Here is a 16,183-nt window from a genome sequence, read left to right on the forward strand (position 1 = left end):
CCCAATTTCCTGGACTAGAGAGAATCGGCATGTTGGCGTCCCGCATTGTTTCGCGCGCGTGTACTTTGACCCTGGCCATGGCTTGCGCGCTTGGCTTTCACCCGGCCCGGGCGGCCGACCTGGCGCTTACCGACGCCGTGTCGATGGCCGGCATGCAGCTTTACCTGAACGCTGGCGCGCCGGCCTTGCTGATTGCCGTGGTGCGTGGCGATGACACGGTCATCCAGGCCTATGGCGAAACCGCGCCGGGCAGTGGCATTGAGCCCGACGAGCATTCGATTTTCCGGCTGGCGTCGGTGTCCAAGGTGTTCGCCGCGGACGTGCTGGCGGCGCTTGCCGTCAAGGGCAAGCTTGGCCTGACGGACCCCTTGTCCCAGTACGCGCCGGATGGCGTGCAGGTGCAATCCAATGGCCGGCCGATCACCCTGCTGGACCTGGCCACGCATTCGGCCGCGTTGCCGCGCGAGTTGCCGGACCCCGACGCCAAGCCGTCCGAAAATCCGTTCGCCGCGTTCGACCGGGCTTACTACTGGAAGTGGCTTGGCAGCAACACGCCGCCGTATGCGCCGGGTACGACCACGTTGTATTCCAATGCGGGTTATGGCCTGCTGGGCGACGCCCTGGCAAAAGCCGGTGGCGCCGACTATTCCACCGTGCTGGCCAATGAAGTGCTGGCGCCGGCGGGCCTGTCCGACACGACCAACGTGCTTAACGACGAGCAGCAAAAGCGCCTGATGACGGGCCTGGACCCGCTGAACCAGCCCGACCCCAATGCCCTCGTGCCGGACGTCATGTATGCCAGCGCTGGCGTGTATTCGACGGCGGCGGACATGGCGCGCTGGATGAAATGGCATCTGGACGGGGCCCGGCGACAAACGCCGCAAGCCCTGCTGGCACATCAGATGTGGTTGCCCTATGACGGGCTGAAGTCGGTGGTGGGCACCGAGGTGACCGACGCCGACGGCATGGGCCTGGGCTGGGTCGTGAGCTTGCCGCGCAACGGCACCCCCCTGCTGCTGGGCAAGAGCGGCGGCCTGGGCGGCTTCATGAGCTATGTGGCGTTGTCGCCCAACCGGGGCCTGGGAATTCTGGTCGTGGCCAGCCGCGTGAATTTCGCCATGTTCGACGGCATCCATGCGCAGGTGCGCGAACTGGCGGCCGAGCTGGCCCGGTGAACTGATTTCGTGAGCTCGTCCGTGCAAAGCATTGCAATGAGCGGCCTGCGCAGGCTGGCCGCGGCGGGCATGACCGCGCTGGCGATCAGCGCGCCACCCGCCGGCGCTCAGGAGGCAAGGGACGTTTTCAAGACGGAAATCTTCCTCAGCCCCTACAGCGAATTGGGCGATGCCACCGACCAGTACCCCCGGCTCAACGGCCGGATATTGGCGCTGACCGGATATACCAATTACTTCGGCATCCGCGATGACAACGGGCAGATCCCGCGCTCGCACTGGACCAGCACGCAGCCACAGGTAGAAAGCGCCTTCGTGCTTCAACTGACGAACCGTTTTTCAATACGCGCCAAGGCCACACTGGATTCCGCCACGGACGAAACCAAAGACAATGCCTTTTCCGACCTGGGTGCGCAGCTGAACAACTTGTTCGCCGCCTACACGGCCGACCATTATGCGTTGTACGGCGGCAAGATGGACCTGGGGTATGGCGACGCCTGGCACGTGATCGACGGCTTGTATTCCGGTTTCACCGAAGGCTCGGAATACCGCGGCGCGATAGGCGTGGGCGGCCGGTATACGTTGGATACGGCGGCGGCCGGCTCGCACTCGTTTGCCGCCGTGCTATTCAAGCGCGACGATGGCGGCCTGAGCCAGCGTCTGAGTTTCGACGACGGCCTGCTGAAGGCCGATGCGCCGCCCACCTTCAGCGACCGCATGCAGTCTTTCATCGTGTCCTATGACTTCCGCCGGCTGCCGGGGCTGGAAGGCATTTCGGGCGGCGTAGACGCTGGCCGGCTGCATGCCCAGCCCGGATACGGCGACAGCAGCAACATCGTGTCCGCGCGCCTGCGCTACGACGCGCCGTTGGGCCGCCGCTGGAATTTGGGTTGGTACAACGAGGCCACTTACGCCAGCGCGTTTCGCGGCGCCCCGGTGTCCAACGGCAATGGCGTGACGTCGGTGGCGCTATCGCGCGACCGCTGGCAGTTCGTGGTAACTGCCGCGGCGCGCAAGCTGTCGGGCAGCGACGAAAAGCTGGCGCGCTACGGCCTGCGCGGCGGCTGGGACTGGGCCTTTTCCGGCGCGGCCACCTACGTGCTGCCAGCCGGTTTTATCGTCCAGGCGGGGCTGACGCGCCAGCGCGACCAGTCGCTCATCATCAATCAGGGCGTGTTCCGCATCGCCTATCAAGCCGAGTTCTGAGGTGACCATGAACAGCAAGCCAATACGCATTGCCGCTGCCGCCGTGCTGGGCGCGGGTTTGGCCATGGGTGGCGCCATGCCCGCCGCATCGCAGGCGTTGACGATAGAGCGCGGCGCCAGCCCGCCAGCCGACGCCGTGGCGATTCCGAACGGCAGCCGGGAACGGGCCGTTCAGGAATTGCCTCATATCATCGAACGCATCATGCGGCGCAGCCATGTGCCGGGCATGGCCGCCGCCGTGGTCATCGACGGCAAGACCGTGTTTGCCCAGGGATACGGCAAGCGCGAGGCGGGCAAGCCTGGCGCGGTCGATGCGCAGACGGTGTTCCAGATCGCGTCGATTTCCAAGTCGATCTCGGCCACGGTGACGGCGATCCAGGTGACCCGGGGCACGGTGGCATGGACGGACCCAGTATCGCGCTATTTGCCAGGCTTCAAGTTGAGCGATGCCTATGTGGCCTCGCACGGCACGATCGGCGATTTCTTCGCGCACCGCACCGGCTTGCCGGGCACGGCTGGCGACGATCTCGAAGACCTCGGATTCACGCGCGACGAGATCATCGCGCGCCTGAGGCTGCTGCCGCTCGACCCTTTTCGCATTTCTTATCACTACGCCAACTTCAGCACGACGATCGCCGCCGAGGCCGTGGCCGCGGCCGCCCAAGCGCGCTGGGAAGACCTGGCCGATGCATCGCTGTTCAAGCCGCTGGGCATGGCTTCGACCAGCTATCGCTATCGCGACTACGAAGCGCGCGGCAACCGCGCCGCATTGCATGCGTACCGGAACGGATCGTTCCAGGCCCTGGGCCAGCGTAATGCCGACGAGCAGGCGCCGGCGGGCGGCGTTTCGTCCAATGTGGTCGATCTGGCCGAATGGTTGAAACTGCTGCTGGCGAATGGCCAGCGCCAGGGCAAGCCGCTGATTGCGCCGCAGGCCCTGCTGCCGGCGCTGTCACCGCAGTCGTTCAGCGCGCCGCCGCATGCCGTGGATGCGCGGCCGGGGTTTTATGGCTATGGCTTCAACGTGAACACCGAGGTGGGCGGCCGCCCGGCCATGGGACATTCGGGGGCCTTTCTGCTGGGCGCCGGCACGGCGTTCAAGATCGTGCCGTCGGCCGGGATCGGCATTGTGGTGCTGACCAATGGCGCGCCGATCGGCGCGGCGGAGTCGGTCGTGGCGGAGTTCACCGACGTGGCGCTCTACGGCAAGCCAAGCCGGGATTGGTTCGCCGCCTACAACGGGGTCATGCGAGGCTACTTCGTTCCGCAAGCGGACCTTTCATCGCAGAGCCGCCCGGCCCGGCCCCGGGCAAGCCAGCCGCTGGACAGCTATGTCGGCCGCTATGAAAACGCGTACTTCGGCATGGCCGATATACAGGAAGCCAATGGCGCCATGACGCTTACGCTGGGCCCGAAGGCCATGGCGTTCCAGTTGCGCCACTGGGACGGCGACACCTTCGCGTTCAGCCCGGCGGGCGAGGCGGAACTGGTGGATTCGCTGGCGTCGCTGCGGTTCAAGATGGAAAACGGCCGCGCCAGCGGCTTCGCCATCGATTTCTACGACGAAAACGGCCTGGGAACCTGGGTAAGAAAGTAAGATGCGCCAGGGGCGGGCGGCGCTGTTTTGCCCATATCTTTGCCGGTATCTTTGCCCATATCGTTGCCCATATAAAACCGCAATATCTGCAAAGCCTCCATCGCTACAGTGGAAGCCCTGGAGGACGCATGAAAGCCACGACCCGCATCCACTACGCCAACCGGCTGGAACCCGTGCTGCACTGGCTGGCCTCGCATCCCGACGCGGCGCCCGACCTGTATCACCTGGCTGACCTGGCATGCCTGTCGCCCTATCACTTCCATCGCGTGTACCGCGCGCTGATGGGCGAGACGGTCAACGCCACGATGCAGCGCATGCGCATGCACCGGGCGTCGGTGGATTTGGCCGGCAGCCGGCCCATGCCGCAGGTGGCGCGGCGCGCCGGGTATACCTCGCAAGCCGCGTTCAACCGGGCTTTCGGCGCGGCGTTCGGCATGCCGCCGGGCCGCTACCGCCATGCGCGCTCCAGGCCTTTCAACCCTCAGGAGCTTGGCATGTACCCTGTCACCATCGAGCAGTTCGCCGGCGCGTCGCTGGCCACCCTGGCCCATCAGGGCGACTATCAAAACATCGGCGCCACGTTCGACCGCCTGTTCATGCTGGCCGCCGGCCGCGATCTGGTCGGGCCTGCCACGCGCTCGTTCGGCGTGTACTACGACGACCCGGCGCAGGTGCCCGCCGACCGGCTGCGTTCGCGCGCCGGCCTGACGCTGCCCGACGGCGCGTCGGCCGACCCGGTATTCGAGCCGTTCGCGCTGCCGGCCGCGCGCTGCGCCGTGCTGGAATACACCGGTCCGTACAGCGAAATAGAAGCCGCCTATAACTGGCTGTTTGCGCAATGGCTGCCGGCCAGCGGCCACGAGACGCTGGATTTTCCGATGTGGGAAGAATACGTGAACGATCCCAAGACCACGCCCGCGGCCGAGCTGAAGACGCGCATTTACCTGCCGTTGGCCTGACGCGGCGGGCGGCCCGGGCGCATTGCCCGGGCTGCTTCTATGGCGTGCTGGACTGCGGCGGGTTGTCGTTGATCTTGACGCTGAAGCTGCCGTCCAGAATGGCCTTCTGGCGGGCCTCGACGCTGGCGACCAGCCCGCCGGGCAGCTTGCCCTCGAACGCGCCCAGCGGGGCCAGCATCGATCCCTGGTAGCGCATCTGCGAATACTTGCCGTAGTCGTCGGCCTTGAAGGTGCCGCGCTTGACCATGGTGAGCGCCCGTTCGATGGTGGGTTCCATGTTCCAGAGCGCCGAGGTGACGACCGTGTCCGGGTACTGCGGCTGGGTGTCGATGACGTTGCCGATAGCCAGCTTGCCGCGCTGTTGCGCGGCCTCGGCTACGCCGAAGCGTTCGGCATACAGCATGTCGACGCCCTGGTCGATCATGTCGAAGGCGGCCTGCCTGGCCTTGGGCGGGTCGAACCACGATCCGATGAAGGCCACGTAGAACCGCGCGTCGGGGTTGATTTCGCGTACGCCGTCCATGAAGGCGTGCATCAGGCGGTTGACTTCGGGGATGGGGTAGCCGCCCACCAGGCCGATCTTGCCGCTTTCGCTCAGGCCGCCGGCGACCATGCCCGACAGGTAGGCCGCTTCCTGGATGTAGTTGTCGAACACCGAGAAATTGGGCTGCTGGGGGCGCCCCGACGAGCCCATGAGGAAGGCGGTTTGCGGGTAGTCGCGGGCCACCGCGCGCGCGGCGGCCTCGGCCCGGAAGGCTTCGCCCACGATCAGGTGCACGCCTTTTTCGGCGTACTGACGCAGCACGCGTTCGTACGAACCGTGCGAAACGTTTTCGGTGTATGCGTAGTCGATGTCGCCGCGCGTGCGGGCCAGGATAAGGGCCCGGTGCACGCGCGACACCCATTGCTGGCCGATAGGCACGGTGTACACCCCGGCCACCTTGACCGGACCGATTATCTGGCCGTACGCCCTGCCCGCCGCCAGCCAGGCGAGCCCCGCCCCGAGCCGCAGTATGGTGCTGCGCCGCAGCTGTCCGGCGGCCGACAGGGAAGTGCGGAATGGCATGGACGAGGGCTCCTGCGCAACGCGCTGAAGGTTGGGCGATGACGGCGCGGCGCAATGCATGCCGCGCGAAAGGATTATAGGCAAGCTTGTCCCGCGTCGGGCGCATTTGCGGGTGCATAATCTTGCGTAGTGTGCGCCGCCGTGTTGCGTGGCGCGGAATTCGGAGACTTCGATGCGATTGCTGTTTCTTGGCGCCGGCGGCACGGGCGGCTACTTTGGCGGACGGGCGGCCCAGGCGGGCGCCGACGTGACCTTTCTGGTGCGCGAAGCGCGTGCGCAAAAATTGCGCGCGCAGGGCCTGCGCATCGAAAGCCCGCGCGGCGACGCGGTGGTGGCCGCCCAGGTGGTGACCGAAGGCGAGCTGGAAGGCGCCTACGACGTGGTGGTGATCAGCTGCAAGGCCTATGACCTGCCCAGCGCCATCGCGGCCATCCGTCCCGCGGTGGGCCCGGATACGGCGATCCTGCCCATCATGAACGGCGTGCTGCAGTACGACACCCTCGACGCCGAGTTCGGCGCGGCCCGGGTGCTGGGCGGGCTATGCCAGATCAACGCCACGCTTGGCCCCGAGGGGCAGGTGCGGCACCTGGGCCAGCATGCGGTGTTCGTCTACGGCGAGCGGGCCGGCGATCCGCGCAGTGCGCGTTGCGTGGCGCTGGAGGCCGCGCTGGCGGGGGCGGATTTCACCAACCGCCTGAGCAGCGACATCCAGCAGGATGTCTGGGAAAAATACGTGTTCCTGACCACACTGGCCGCCGCGACCTGCCTGATGCGCGGGCCGGTCGGGCAGATCGTGTCTACCGACGACGGCGAAGCCATCGTGCGCGATCTGCTGCGCGAATGCCAGCAGGTGGCGGCGGCTTCGGGCCATGCCGTGCGCAGCGAAGCCGATGCCGCGGCGCTGAAGGTGCTGACCGACCGTCAGTCGCCCATGACCGCATCCATGTTCCGTGACCTGAGCCAGGGCGCGCGGGTCGAGGCCGACCACATTGTGGGCGACATGGTGCACCGTGGGCGTACCCTGGGCCTGGACACGCCGGCCTTGCGCATGGCCTACGCCCACCTGCAGGTGTACCAGGCCCGGCGCGCCATTGGTGCATGATGTGCAATTGACTATCGCGCGCGGCGGTGTTTGCGCGCGCGGTCCGCGGGGCTAGCATGGAGCATCCTCATTGCTTCCGGAGCACTTCATGAACATCGCACTAATTGGCATCACGGGCCGCGCGGGATCGCGTATTGCCGACGAATTGTTGCGCCGCGGACACCAGGTCACCGGCATTGCCCGCAACCCCGCCGAGGTGGTGGCGCGGCCCGGCCTGACCGCCAGACAGGGCGACGTCACCGATCCCGCCGCGCTGGCGCCGTTGCTGGCCGGCCACGACGCGGTAATCAGCGCGGCCCGCTTCGTTTCCACTGACGCCAAGCCGCTGCTCGAAGCAGTACGCAGCGCAGGCGTGCCCCGGCTGCTGGTGGTGGGCGGCGCGGGCAGCCTGCGGGTCGCGCCCGGGGTCATGTTGATCGATACCGCCGATTTTCCCGACGCGTACAAGCCCGAGGCTCGCGCCGGCGTGGTGTTCCTGGACGCCCTGCGCCGCGAGACGGCGCTGGACTGGACCTTCCTGTCGCCGTCGGCGCTGTTCGCGCCGGGCGAGCGCACCGGCACGTTCCGCATCGGCAGCGATGAGCTGCTGGCCGACGACGAGGGCAAGAGCTGGATCTCCATGGAAGACTACGCCATCGCGCTGGTCGATGAGCTTGAATCGCCGCGCCACCCGCGGCGGCGCTTCACGGTCGGCTACTGACGCCGGCCGCCCCGCCATGAAAACCGTCTACCTGGCTGGCTTCGATGTGTTCCGCGCGGACGCGCTGGCGCATGGCGCCTGGTTGAAGCTGCAATGCCGCAACCATGGTTTCGAGGGCCTGTATCCGCTGGATAACCAGGCGCCGGCAGGCTTGCCGGGCCGTGCGCTGGCGCAGTGGATCTATGAAGCCAACACGGCGCTGATTCGCCAGGCCGACGCGGTGATGGCCAACCTGAATGCCTTCCGCGGCGCCGAGCCCGACTCGGGCACGGCGTTCGAGGTGGGTTATGCGGTGGCCCTGGGCAAGCCGGTGTGGGCGTATACCGACCACGCCGACTCGCTGGTGCAGCGCCTGGCCGTGGCCCAGGCCGACGACCCGCCGCGCCACGTCGACGCGCAGGGCTATACGGTGGAAGACTTCGGGCTGAGCCTGAACCTGATGCTGGCCTGCAGCGCCACGGTGATTAGCGGGGACGCCACGCAATGCCTGGCACACATGAAGCAGGCGCTGGGCACCGGCGCACCAGGCGCGCGCGAACCCTGACGCCGGGCCGGCTGGCGGCCGGTGTCTGACACCGAAGTGTGTAGGGGTTTTTCAATAGTGCGGTGTCTGACACCTTCGGAGTCAGACACCTGGTCTGAGACTGCCACGCTCATCCCTCGGGAATCAGGCACCTGAATGCCAGACCAGGACGGGTCTCGCCAGGTGTCTGACTCCCGCAGGGTGTCCGACACCGAAGTGTGTAGCGGTTCTTCAATAGTGCGGTGTCTGACACCTTCGGAGTCAGACACTTGGTCTGAGGCAGCCAGGCTCATCCCTCGGGAATCAGGCACCCGAATGCCGAACCAGGACGGGTCTCGCCAGGTGTCTGACTCCCGCAGGGTGTCTGACACCGAAGTGTGTGGTGGTTTTTCAATAGTGCGGTGTCTGACACCTTCGGAGTCAGACACCTGGTTTGAGGCAGCCAGGCTCATCCCTCGGGAATCAGGCACCCGAATGCCGAACCAGGACGGGTCTCGGCAGGTGTCTGACTCCCGCAGGGTGTCTGACACCGAAGTGTGTGGCGGTTCTTCAATAGTGCGGTGTCTGACACCGAAGCGTGTAGGGGTTTTTCAATAGTGCGGTGTCTGACACCTTCGGAGTCAGACACCTGGTCTGAGACAGCCAAGTTCATCGTTCGGGAAATCAGACACCTGGTCTGAGACAGCCGGACTCAGGCCTCAGCCAGGGCTGGCTGCGCCGGGGCCTGGGCGGCCAGGCGTTGGCGGTGCATGGCGAGTTCGGCGATGGTCAGCGCCACCAGGCCGTGCTCGGCGGCGTAGCGGGCAATGCTGGGCCCGCGCGCCATGGTGCCGTCGGCGTTCATCAGTTCGCACAGCACGGCGGCCGGGCGCAGGCCGGCCAGTACGGCCAGGTCGACCGAGCCTTCGGTGTGGCCGCGCCGCGCCAGGACGCCGCCCGGCTGGGCCCGTAACGGAAACACATGGCCGGGGCTGACAATGTCGGCGGCCTGCGCGCCCGGGGCGATGGCCGCGCGGATGGTGGTGACGCGATCCGCGGCAGACACGCCCGTGGACACGCCGTGGCGGGCTTCGATAGACACCGTGAACGCCGTGCTGTAGCGGCTTTCGTTGCGGGCCACCATGGGCGGCAGCTGCAACTGCTCGAGCGTGTCGTCGGTCAGGCACAGGCAGACGATGCCGCTGCAGTCGCGGATCAGCTGGGCCATGACGGGCACGGTGAGTTTGTCGGCGGCGACGATCAGATCGGCTTCGTTCTCGCGGTCGAAGTCGTCCATCAGGATGACCGGGCGGCCCAGACGCATGTGGTGCAGCGCGCGCGCCAAGCGGGCCTCGAACGGCTGTGCGGTGAGGTCGGGGGGAAGATAAGGTACAGAAGAAATGACGGAGGACATTGAAACGCTCTCGCAAGTGATAGTTGGCGAAAAACGTTTCAGGGCTTGTGACAGCCAGGCCCACGCCCCGCATGCACAGGGGGCGCCCCGGCAGGCCGCCGCGGCGCGCACCCCGCCTGCTGGCGGGAATGGGCAGGCACATCTTCTTTCATCCGGACTATGACCGTCGGCCCTGGCATCGCACCAGATCTGCTGACCCCGGCCAAGGCTGGCCGGGCGCTCGCGGGCTTGCCGCATTGCGGCTTACCGCCGGTGGGGAATTTCGCCCCGCCCTGAAGACGTACTGCTATGGCCGCGCGGATGGCACGGCCATGGCTATTGTACGCCCGGCGCGACGGCGCCCTATTTCTTCTTTTTCTTCAGGGCCAGCATGGTGCCCCGGCAGGACGGCGTGCCGCACAGGCACTGGTAGGCAGCCTTGAGCTTCTTGGTGATCTTGCCGTCGAGCACCAGCCCGTAGTCGTAGAAGAGTTCTTCGCCGCGGGCGATGTCGCGCAGCGCCGTGATGTAGACGCGCTTGCCATGGCGGCCTTCCTGGGCTTCGCAGTTGGGCTCGCAGGAATGGTTGATCCAGCGCGCGTCGTTGCCGTCGTCGCCGCCGTCGATCACGCGGCCCGAACTGAGCGAGAAGAAGAAGGTGTGGAACGGATCGTCGGGGTTGGTGGGGTGGCGGCGGTCGGCTTCCTTGGCGCTGATGCGCTTGCCGCTGTATTCGATGATGCGCGTGCCGGCGGGGATTTTGCGCGCGGCGAACACGCCGTTGCCATGCAGCTTGGAGCGGCGCACGACGTGCCAGGGCTTGGAGGGATCAGCAGCAGTGGTCATGAATGAGGGCTGGAAGGCATATGGCAAGGCAGCGGCGATTATATCGGTGCGGGGCGCGCGCCGTGATGACAGGCGGCGGATTCATTCGGCGGGTGGTGGGCTCAGCGGCAGCTGGGTTTCTTTCAGGCGGCGCAGCACGAAGCAGGACTTGCTGTGGCGGATGCCCGGGATGCGGTAGAGCTGCTCGCGCAGCAGCCGCTCGTAGTCGCGGGTATCGCGCACCGCGATGCGGATGTAGTAGTCGTAATCGCCCGAAACCAGGAAGGCTTCCAGCACTTCGGGAATCTGCGCCAGCGCGCGGCCGAACTCGTACAGCGTTTCTTCGCTGTGGCTTTCCAGCGTGATGTGCACGATGACCGTGTCCATGAAGCCCAGCGAGGCGGGGTCGATGTCGACGGTATAGCCGCGAATGACGCCGGCCGACTCCATGCGCTTGATGCGGTTCCAGCAGGGCGTGGACGACAGCCCGACCTCGGCGCCGATTTCGTTGAGGCTGGCCCGGGAGTTCTGTTGCAGCGCCTTGAGAATGGCCAGGTCGAACTTGTCCAGTTTCATTTTCTTGGTTTCCGGGTAAAGAAAGACAAATTTACTGGAAAACCGGGGAAAACGTAGAAAAGAAGAGAAATCTTCTTTGTAGAAGGGCATACCATATTCAGTATGAATGACCGCCTGCACGCCTCCGCCCTCGCCGCCTTGCGCCACGACACTCCTTCTGCCCGCAATGGCGCCGAGATTCTGCTCGATACGCTGATCGAACGCGGGGTCGACACGGTGTTCGGCTATCCGGGCGGCGCGGTGCTGCCGCTGTACGACGCGCTGTACGCCGAACCGCGCCTGCGCCATGTGCTGGTGCGCCACGAACAGGCAGCGGTGCATGCGGCCGAAGGCTACGCGCGCACGACCGGGCGGCCGGGCGTGGTGTTCGTGACCTCGGGGCCGGGCATGGCCAACACGACCTCGGGCCTGCTCGACGCCATGTGCGACTCGATTCCGGTGCTGTGCATCAGCGGCCAGGTGGCAACCTCGGCCATCGGCACCGATGCATTCCAGGAATGCGACGCCATGGGGATTTCGCGCTCGGTCACCAAGTGGAACACGCAGGTTCGCGCCGCCGAAGACGTGGCTACCGTGGTGGGCCGGGCCTTCGACCTGACCCGCCAGGGCCGGCCCGGGCCGGTGTTGGTGGATTTTCCGAAAGACGTGCAGCTGGCCCGGCCGCTGCAGGCCGAAGCGCCGCAGGCGCTGGAAAACCAGCGGCTGGCGGCGCTGCGCGCGCGCCGGCAGGCCGGCAAGGCGCCGCTGAAATTGCCGCAGACCGCCGTGCGCCGCGCCGCGGCGCTGATCGCGCAGGCGCGCCGGCCGGTGTTCTATGGCGGCGGCGGCCTGGTCAATTCCGGCCCGCAGGCCTGCCAGGCCTTTACTGAACTGGTGCGCCACACGGGCGCGCCCTGCACGCTGACGCTGATGGGCCTGGGCGCCTTCCCGGCTTCGGACCCGCAGTTCGTGGGCATGCTGGGCATGCACGGCACGCTGGAAGCCAACATGGCCATGCACCATGCCGACCTGGTGGTGTGCATCGGCGCGCGCTTCGATGACCGCATCACGGGCAAACTGGCCGAGTTCTGCCCGCATGCGCGCAAGATCCACATCGATATCGATCCGGCTTCCATCAACAAGGTGGTGCGCGTCGACGTGGCGCTGGTGGGCGACTGCCTGCCGCTGATCGAGGCCCTGCGCGGCGCGCTGGAGGCCCTGCCATTGCCCGACGGACGCCTGGCCGGCTGGTGGCGGCGCATCGACGCCTGGCGCGCCAAAGACTGCCTGGCCTGCCCGCCGGCGCAAGACGCCATTCTGCCGCAGCACCTGATGCAGCGTTTGAACGCCGCGCTGGCCGGCCGCGATGCCATCGTGTCCACCGATGTGGGCCAGCACCAGATGTGGGCCGCGCAGTACCTGCGTTTCGATCGCCCCAACCGCTGGCTGACGTCGGGCGGCGCGGGCACCATGGGCTACGGCGTGCCGGCGGCCATCGGCGCCCAGGTGGCGCATCCGGACAAGACCGTGGTGTGCGTCAGCGGCGATGCTTCGGTGCTGATGAACATCCAGGAACTATCGACCGCCATGCAGCACGAAACACCGGTCAAGGTGGTGTTGTGCAACAACGGCTACATGGGCATGGTGCGGCAATGGCAAGAGCTGATCCACGGCGGACGCTACAGCCACAGCTACAACGCGTCGCTGCCCGATTTCGTGGCGCTGGCCAAGGCGTTCGGCTGGGGCGCCGCGCGGGTCGACGATCCGGCGCGGCTGGATGAGGCGCTGGCGCAATGCCTGGCGCACCCGGGGCCGTATTTCCTGGACGTGGCAGTGGCGGCGCAGGAAAACTGCTTCCCCATGATGCCGGCCGGTGAAGGGCATCACCGCATGATGCTGGCCGATGGCGTCTGGTACGAGGACGATACGGCCTGATTTCCCGGCTTAGAGCGTTTCGAACGCTGCCTTAGAACATTTGAACTGGACGCGCCGAGGGGCGCTTCCTAGACTCCCGGTCACGCAATGACGATGACCGAGGAGACAATGTGCTGAGCCGGGCGCTGGACAATATTCGCGTGCTGGATCTGTCGCGCATCCTGGCCGGGCCATGGTGCACGCAGAACCTGGCCGACCTGGGCGCCGACGTAATCAAGGTCGAACGCCCCGGGCAGGGCGACGACACGCGCAAGTGGGGGCCGCCGTATCTGCAGTCTCGCGATGGCCAAGAGGCACTGTCGGCCTATTTCACGTGCTGTAACCGCAACAAGCGCTCGATCTGCCTGGACTTCTCGCAGCCGCAGGGGCAGCGCGCGCTGCTGAAACTGCTGGCCACCTGCGATGTGCTGGTCGAGAACTACAAGAGCGGCACGCTCAAGCGGTATGGGCTGGACTACGACAGCCTGAAGGCGCTGCGGCCCGACCTGGTGTATGTGTCGATCACCGGCTACGGACAAGATGGCCCGCGCGCGGCGCAACCCGGATACGACTACATTTTCCAGGGCATGGGCGGCCTCATGAGCCACACCGGCATCGCTGACGGCGAACCCGGCGCGGGGCCCTTGCGCGCGGGTATTCCCGTGGTGGACATCTCCACGGGCATGTACGCCACGTCGGCCGTGCTGGCCGCGCTGCTGCAGCGCACCCGCACCGGCCAGGGAGCGCACCTGGATATCGCGCTGCTGGACGTCGCGGTGGCCATCAATGCCAACCAGGGGGCGAATTTCCTGGTGTCCGGCCGCAACCCCAAGCGCAGCGGCAACGCGCATCCCAATCTGGCGCCTTACGAGGTGTTTGCGGCGCGCGATGGGTTTTTCATCCTGGCGGTGGGCAACGACAGCCAGTTCGCCAAGTTCTGCGCACTGTGCGACGAGCCCGCCCTGGCGCAAGACCCGCGCTTTGCCACCAATGCGGCGCGCGTGCAGAACATGCCCGCGCTGCGCGAGACGCTCAGCCGGATCATCGCCACGCAAGACCGCGCCTATTGGGCCAGCGGCCTGGAGGCGGCCGGTATTGCATGGGGCCCCGTCAACGGGCTGGACGAAGTTTTCGCCGATGAGCAGGTGCGGCATCGCGCAATGCTCAAGCACGCGTCGCATCCCCGCTTCGGCGATATTCCGCTGGTGCGCAACCCCATGCTGGGCCGCGAAGATACCTCGCCGATGCGCGCTCCGCCCCTGATGGGCGAGCACACGCGCGAGATATTGGGCGAGCCTTGAACCGGCGGCCATGGCAGCCATGGCCGCCGCGGCATCGTTTTTTTTCACAACTCGACTTGCAGCACGATACAGGAGACAAGAAATGAAGATGACCTTCCGCGGGGTCGCCGCTACCGCCGCAGCGCTGGCGCTTTGTGCCGCCGGCGCTACGGCCCGCGCCGCCTATCCGGACCGCCCCGTTACGCTGATCGTGCCGTACGCGCCGGGCGGCACCACCGATCTCATGGCCCGGGTGGTCGCCCCCAAGCTCGGCGAACTGCTGGGGCAGACCGTAGTGGTGGTGAACAAGCCCGGCGCGGGCGGCGCGGTCGGCAGCGGCTACGCGGCGCGCGAGCGGCCGGACGGCTACACCCTGGTCATGGCGGTGGAAAGCTCGCACGCGGTGAACCCCAGCGTGCACGCCAAGCCCCAGTACGATCCGGTCAAGGATTTCGCGCCCATCAGCAACCTGGCCAATGTGCTCGGCGTGCTGGACGTGCCCGGCGATTCTGACATCAAGACTTTTGACCAGCTCATCGCCCGCCTGAAGGCCAACCCCGACCACTATTCGTTCGGCTCGTCGGGCAGCGGCGGCTACAGCCATTTGTTTGGCGAACTGTTCCTGAGCTCGACCGGCACGAAGATGCTGCACGTGCCGTACAAGGGACTGGGCCCCGCGCTGGTGGGTCTGATGGCCGATCAGGTGCAGGTGGTGTTCGACAACCTGCCTTCGTCGGCCGGCTTTCTGGCTTCGGGCAAACTGCGCGCGCTGGCGGTGGCCTCGCCCAAGCGGATCGAGAGCATGCCCGATGTTCCCACTTACGCCGAGGCCGGCTATCCTCAACTCAACACGCCTTCGTGGTTCGGCCTGGCTGCGCCGGCAGGCACCCCCGACGCCGTGCTCGACCAATTGAACCAGGCTGTGAAGCAGACCCTGGCCGACCCGAAAGTGGCCGCCGACATCGAACGCCTGGGCGCCGTGCCCGACTACACCTCGCGCGAGCAGTTTGCCGGCATGATCAAGCGGTCCAACGCCGTGTGGCAGAAAGTCGTGAACGACATCGGTTTCGAAAAACTCTAGGTACACCATGGCCATCGAAATTCCCACTCTTGCCCACGCCGCTTTTTCGCTGCGGGACGACGGCGTCGGCACGCTGGAGATCCGCGACGCGGGCAAACTGAACATTCTGAGCGCTGCCGTCGTGGAAAGCCTGATCGCCATGCTGGCGCACATCGATCAGCGCGACGACGTGAAGGTGCTGGTGCTGCGCGCCGAGCAAGAGAAGGCCTTCGTGGCGGGTTCCGACATCAAGGAGATGGCGTTCTTCGACCACGCCAGCGCCATTGCGTACATCGACCGCCTGCGGCAATTGTGCGACGGGGTGCGGCTGTTGCGCGCGCCGGTGATCGCGCGCATTCCTGGCTGGTGCCTGGGGGGCGGCATGGAGCTGGCGCTGTCGTGCGACCTGCGCATCGCCTCTGACCAGGCCCGCATGGGCATGCCCGAAGTGAAGGTCGGCGTGCCGTCCATCATTCATGCCGCGCTGTTGCCGCGGCTGGTCGGCAAGGCACGCGCGAACTGGATGCTGCTGACCGGGGAAATCGCCGACGCGCGGCAGGCCGAGGCCTGGGGCCTGCTGGACCGCGTGGTGCCGGCGGCCGGGCTGGACGCCGAAGTCGAGCGCGTAGCGAGTATGCTTGCCGGGCTGGGCCAGCGTGCGCTGGCCCAGCAGAAGCGCCTGCTGCGCGAGTGGGAAGACGAGCCGCTGGACGTTTCGTTGCAGAACGGCGTGCTGGAGTTCGGTGCGGCGTTCGACACGGGCGAGCCGGGGCGCTATATGCGTGCATTCCTGGACGAGAAGGCGCGCAAGACGGGCGCCTGATCCGGCATGGCGGGGCCGCCGCGCGGCGG

General features: G+C 66.6%; 15 protein-coding genes and 1 riboswitch. Of the genes, 11 read left to right on the forward strand and 4 right to left on the reverse strand.

Annotation, left to right across the window (positions count from 1 at the left end; all coding sequences use genetic code 11):
• The first annotated feature begins 77 nt into the window (after nucleotides 1–77).
• The 4 genes from ampH (at nucleotide 78) to BPET_RS00095 (ending at nucleotide 4,934) form a co-directional block, all read left to right on the forward strand.
• A complete protein-coding gene (ampH, locus tag BPET_RS00080; protein WP_231852642.1) occupies nucleotides 78–1,175 on the forward strand; it encodes a D-alanyl-D-alanine-carboxypeptidase/endopeptidase AmpH in 1,098 nt (365 codons plus the stop codon).
• Nucleotides 1,176–1,196: 21 nt separating this feature from the next.
• Nucleotides 1,197–2,378 carry a hypothetical protein gene (locus tag BPET_RS00085; RefSeq protein ID WP_231852643.1) on the forward strand — a complete coding sequence of 394 codons (1,182 nt, stop codon included), beginning with the start codon at nucleotides 1,197–1,199 and terminating at the stop codon, nucleotides 2,376–2,378.
• 7 nt (nucleotides 2,379–2,385) lie between these two features.
• Complete coding sequence (locus tag BPET_RS00090; protein ID WP_012247047.1) at nucleotides 2,386–3,975, forward strand: serine hydrolase; 1,590 nt, start codon at nucleotides 2,386–2,388, stop codon at nucleotides 3,973–3,975.
• A gap of 128 nt (nucleotides 3,976–4,103) precedes the next feature.
• Entirely contained in the window at nucleotides 4,104–4,934 is an 831-nt protein-coding gene (locus BPET_RS00095) for an AraC family transcriptional regulator (protein WP_012247048.1), read from the forward strand.
• A 37-nt stretch (nucleotides 4,935–4,971) separates the two neighbouring features.
• Here BPET_RS00095 and BPET_RS00100 read toward each other — a convergent pair whose 3' ends face one another.
• Nucleotides 4,972–6,000 (reverse strand): BMP family protein, encoded by a 1,029-nt coding sequence (locus BPET_RS00100; RefSeq protein ID WP_012247049.1) that lies wholly within the window; start codon nucleotides 5,998–6,000, stop codon nucleotides 4,972–4,974.
• 172 nt (nucleotides 6,001–6,172) lie between these two features.
• Here BPET_RS00100 and panE point away from each other — a divergent pair, with 172 nt between their 5' ends.
• From panE to BPET_RS00115, 3 genes are all read left to right on the forward strand, one after another.
• Complete coding sequence (gene panE / locus BPET_RS00105; RefSeq protein WP_012247050.1) at nucleotides 6,173–7,102, forward strand: 2-dehydropantoate 2-reductase; 930 nt, start codon at nucleotides 6,173–6,175, stop codon at nucleotides 7,100–7,102.
• An 88-nt stretch (nucleotides 7,103–7,190) separates the two neighbouring features.
• A complete protein-coding gene (locus BPET_RS00110) occupies nucleotides 7,191–7,802 on the forward strand; it encodes an NAD(P)-dependent oxidoreductase (RefSeq protein ID WP_012247051.1) in 612 nt (203 codons plus the stop codon).
• A gap of 16 nt (nucleotides 7,803–7,818) precedes the next feature.
• Complete coding sequence (locus tag BPET_RS00115; RefSeq protein ID WP_012247052.1) at nucleotides 7,819–8,346, forward strand: nucleoside 2-deoxyribosyltransferase; 528 nt, start codon at nucleotides 7,819–7,821, stop codon at nucleotides 8,344–8,346.
• A gap of 670 nt (nucleotides 8,347–9,016) precedes the next feature.
• Here BPET_RS00115 and ribB read toward each other — a convergent pair.
• From ribB to BPET_RS00130, 3 genes are all read right to left on the reverse strand, one after another.
• Nucleotides 9,017–9,718 carry a 3,4-dihydroxy-2-butanone-4-phosphate synthase gene (ribB, locus tag BPET_RS00120; RefSeq protein ID WP_012247053.1) on the reverse strand — a complete coding sequence of 234 codons (702 nt, stop codon included), beginning with the start codon at nucleotides 9,716–9,718 and terminating at the stop codon, nucleotides 9,017–9,019.
• Nucleotides 9,719–9,854: 136 nt separating this feature from the next.
• Nucleotides 9,855–10,002, reverse strand: a riboswitch (FMN riboswitch).
• A 58-nt stretch (nucleotides 10,003–10,060) separates the two neighbouring features.
• The gene (locus tag BPET_RS00125; RefSeq protein WP_012247054.1) at nucleotides 10,061–10,543 is read right to left on the reverse strand and encodes an SET domain-containing protein; all 483 of its coding nucleotides are present in this window, start codon (nucleotides 10,541–10,543) and stop codon (nucleotides 10,061–10,063) included.
• 81 nt (nucleotides 10,544–10,624) lie between these two features.
• Entirely contained in the window at nucleotides 10,625–11,098 is a 474-nt protein-coding gene (locus BPET_RS00130; protein ID WP_041862583.1) for an Lrp/AsnC family transcriptional regulator, read from the reverse strand.
• Between the two features lie 93 nt (nucleotides 11,099–11,191).
• Between BPET_RS00130 and ilvB the strand changes: the two genes are divergently transcribed.
• The 4 genes from ilvB (at nucleotide 11,192) to BPET_RS00150 (ending at nucleotide 16,154) form a co-directional block, all read left to right on the forward strand.
• Nucleotides 11,192–13,012, forward strand: a complete 1,821-nt coding sequence (gene ilvB, locus BPET_RS00135) for a biosynthetic-type acetolactate synthase large subunit (protein WP_085970188.1) — start codon at nucleotides 11,192–11,194, stop codon at nucleotides 13,010–13,012.
• A gap of 110 nt (nucleotides 13,013–13,122) precedes the next feature.
• Complete coding sequence (locus BPET_RS00140; RefSeq protein ID WP_012247057.1) at nucleotides 13,123–14,292, forward strand: CaiB/BaiF CoA transferase family protein; 1,170 nt, start codon at nucleotides 13,123–13,125, stop codon at nucleotides 14,290–14,292.
• An 82-nt stretch (nucleotides 14,293–14,374) separates the two neighbouring features.
• Entirely contained in the window at nucleotides 14,375–15,352 is a 978-nt protein-coding gene (locus BPET_RS00145) for a Bug family tripartite tricarboxylate transporter substrate binding protein (protein ID WP_012247058.1), read from the forward strand.
• 7 nt (nucleotides 15,353–15,359) lie between these two features.
• A complete protein-coding gene (locus tag BPET_RS00150) occupies nucleotides 15,360–16,154 on the forward strand; it encodes an enoyl-CoA hydratase (RefSeq protein WP_012247059.1) in 795 nt (264 codons plus the stop codon).
• Nucleotides 16,155–16,183 lie beyond the last annotated feature (29 nt).

This window comes from Bordetella petrii, from assembly GCF_000067205.1.
Classification (GTDB): domain Bacteria; phylum Pseudomonadota; class Gammaproteobacteria; order Burkholderiales; family Burkholderiaceae_B; genus Bordetella_A; species Bordetella_A petrii.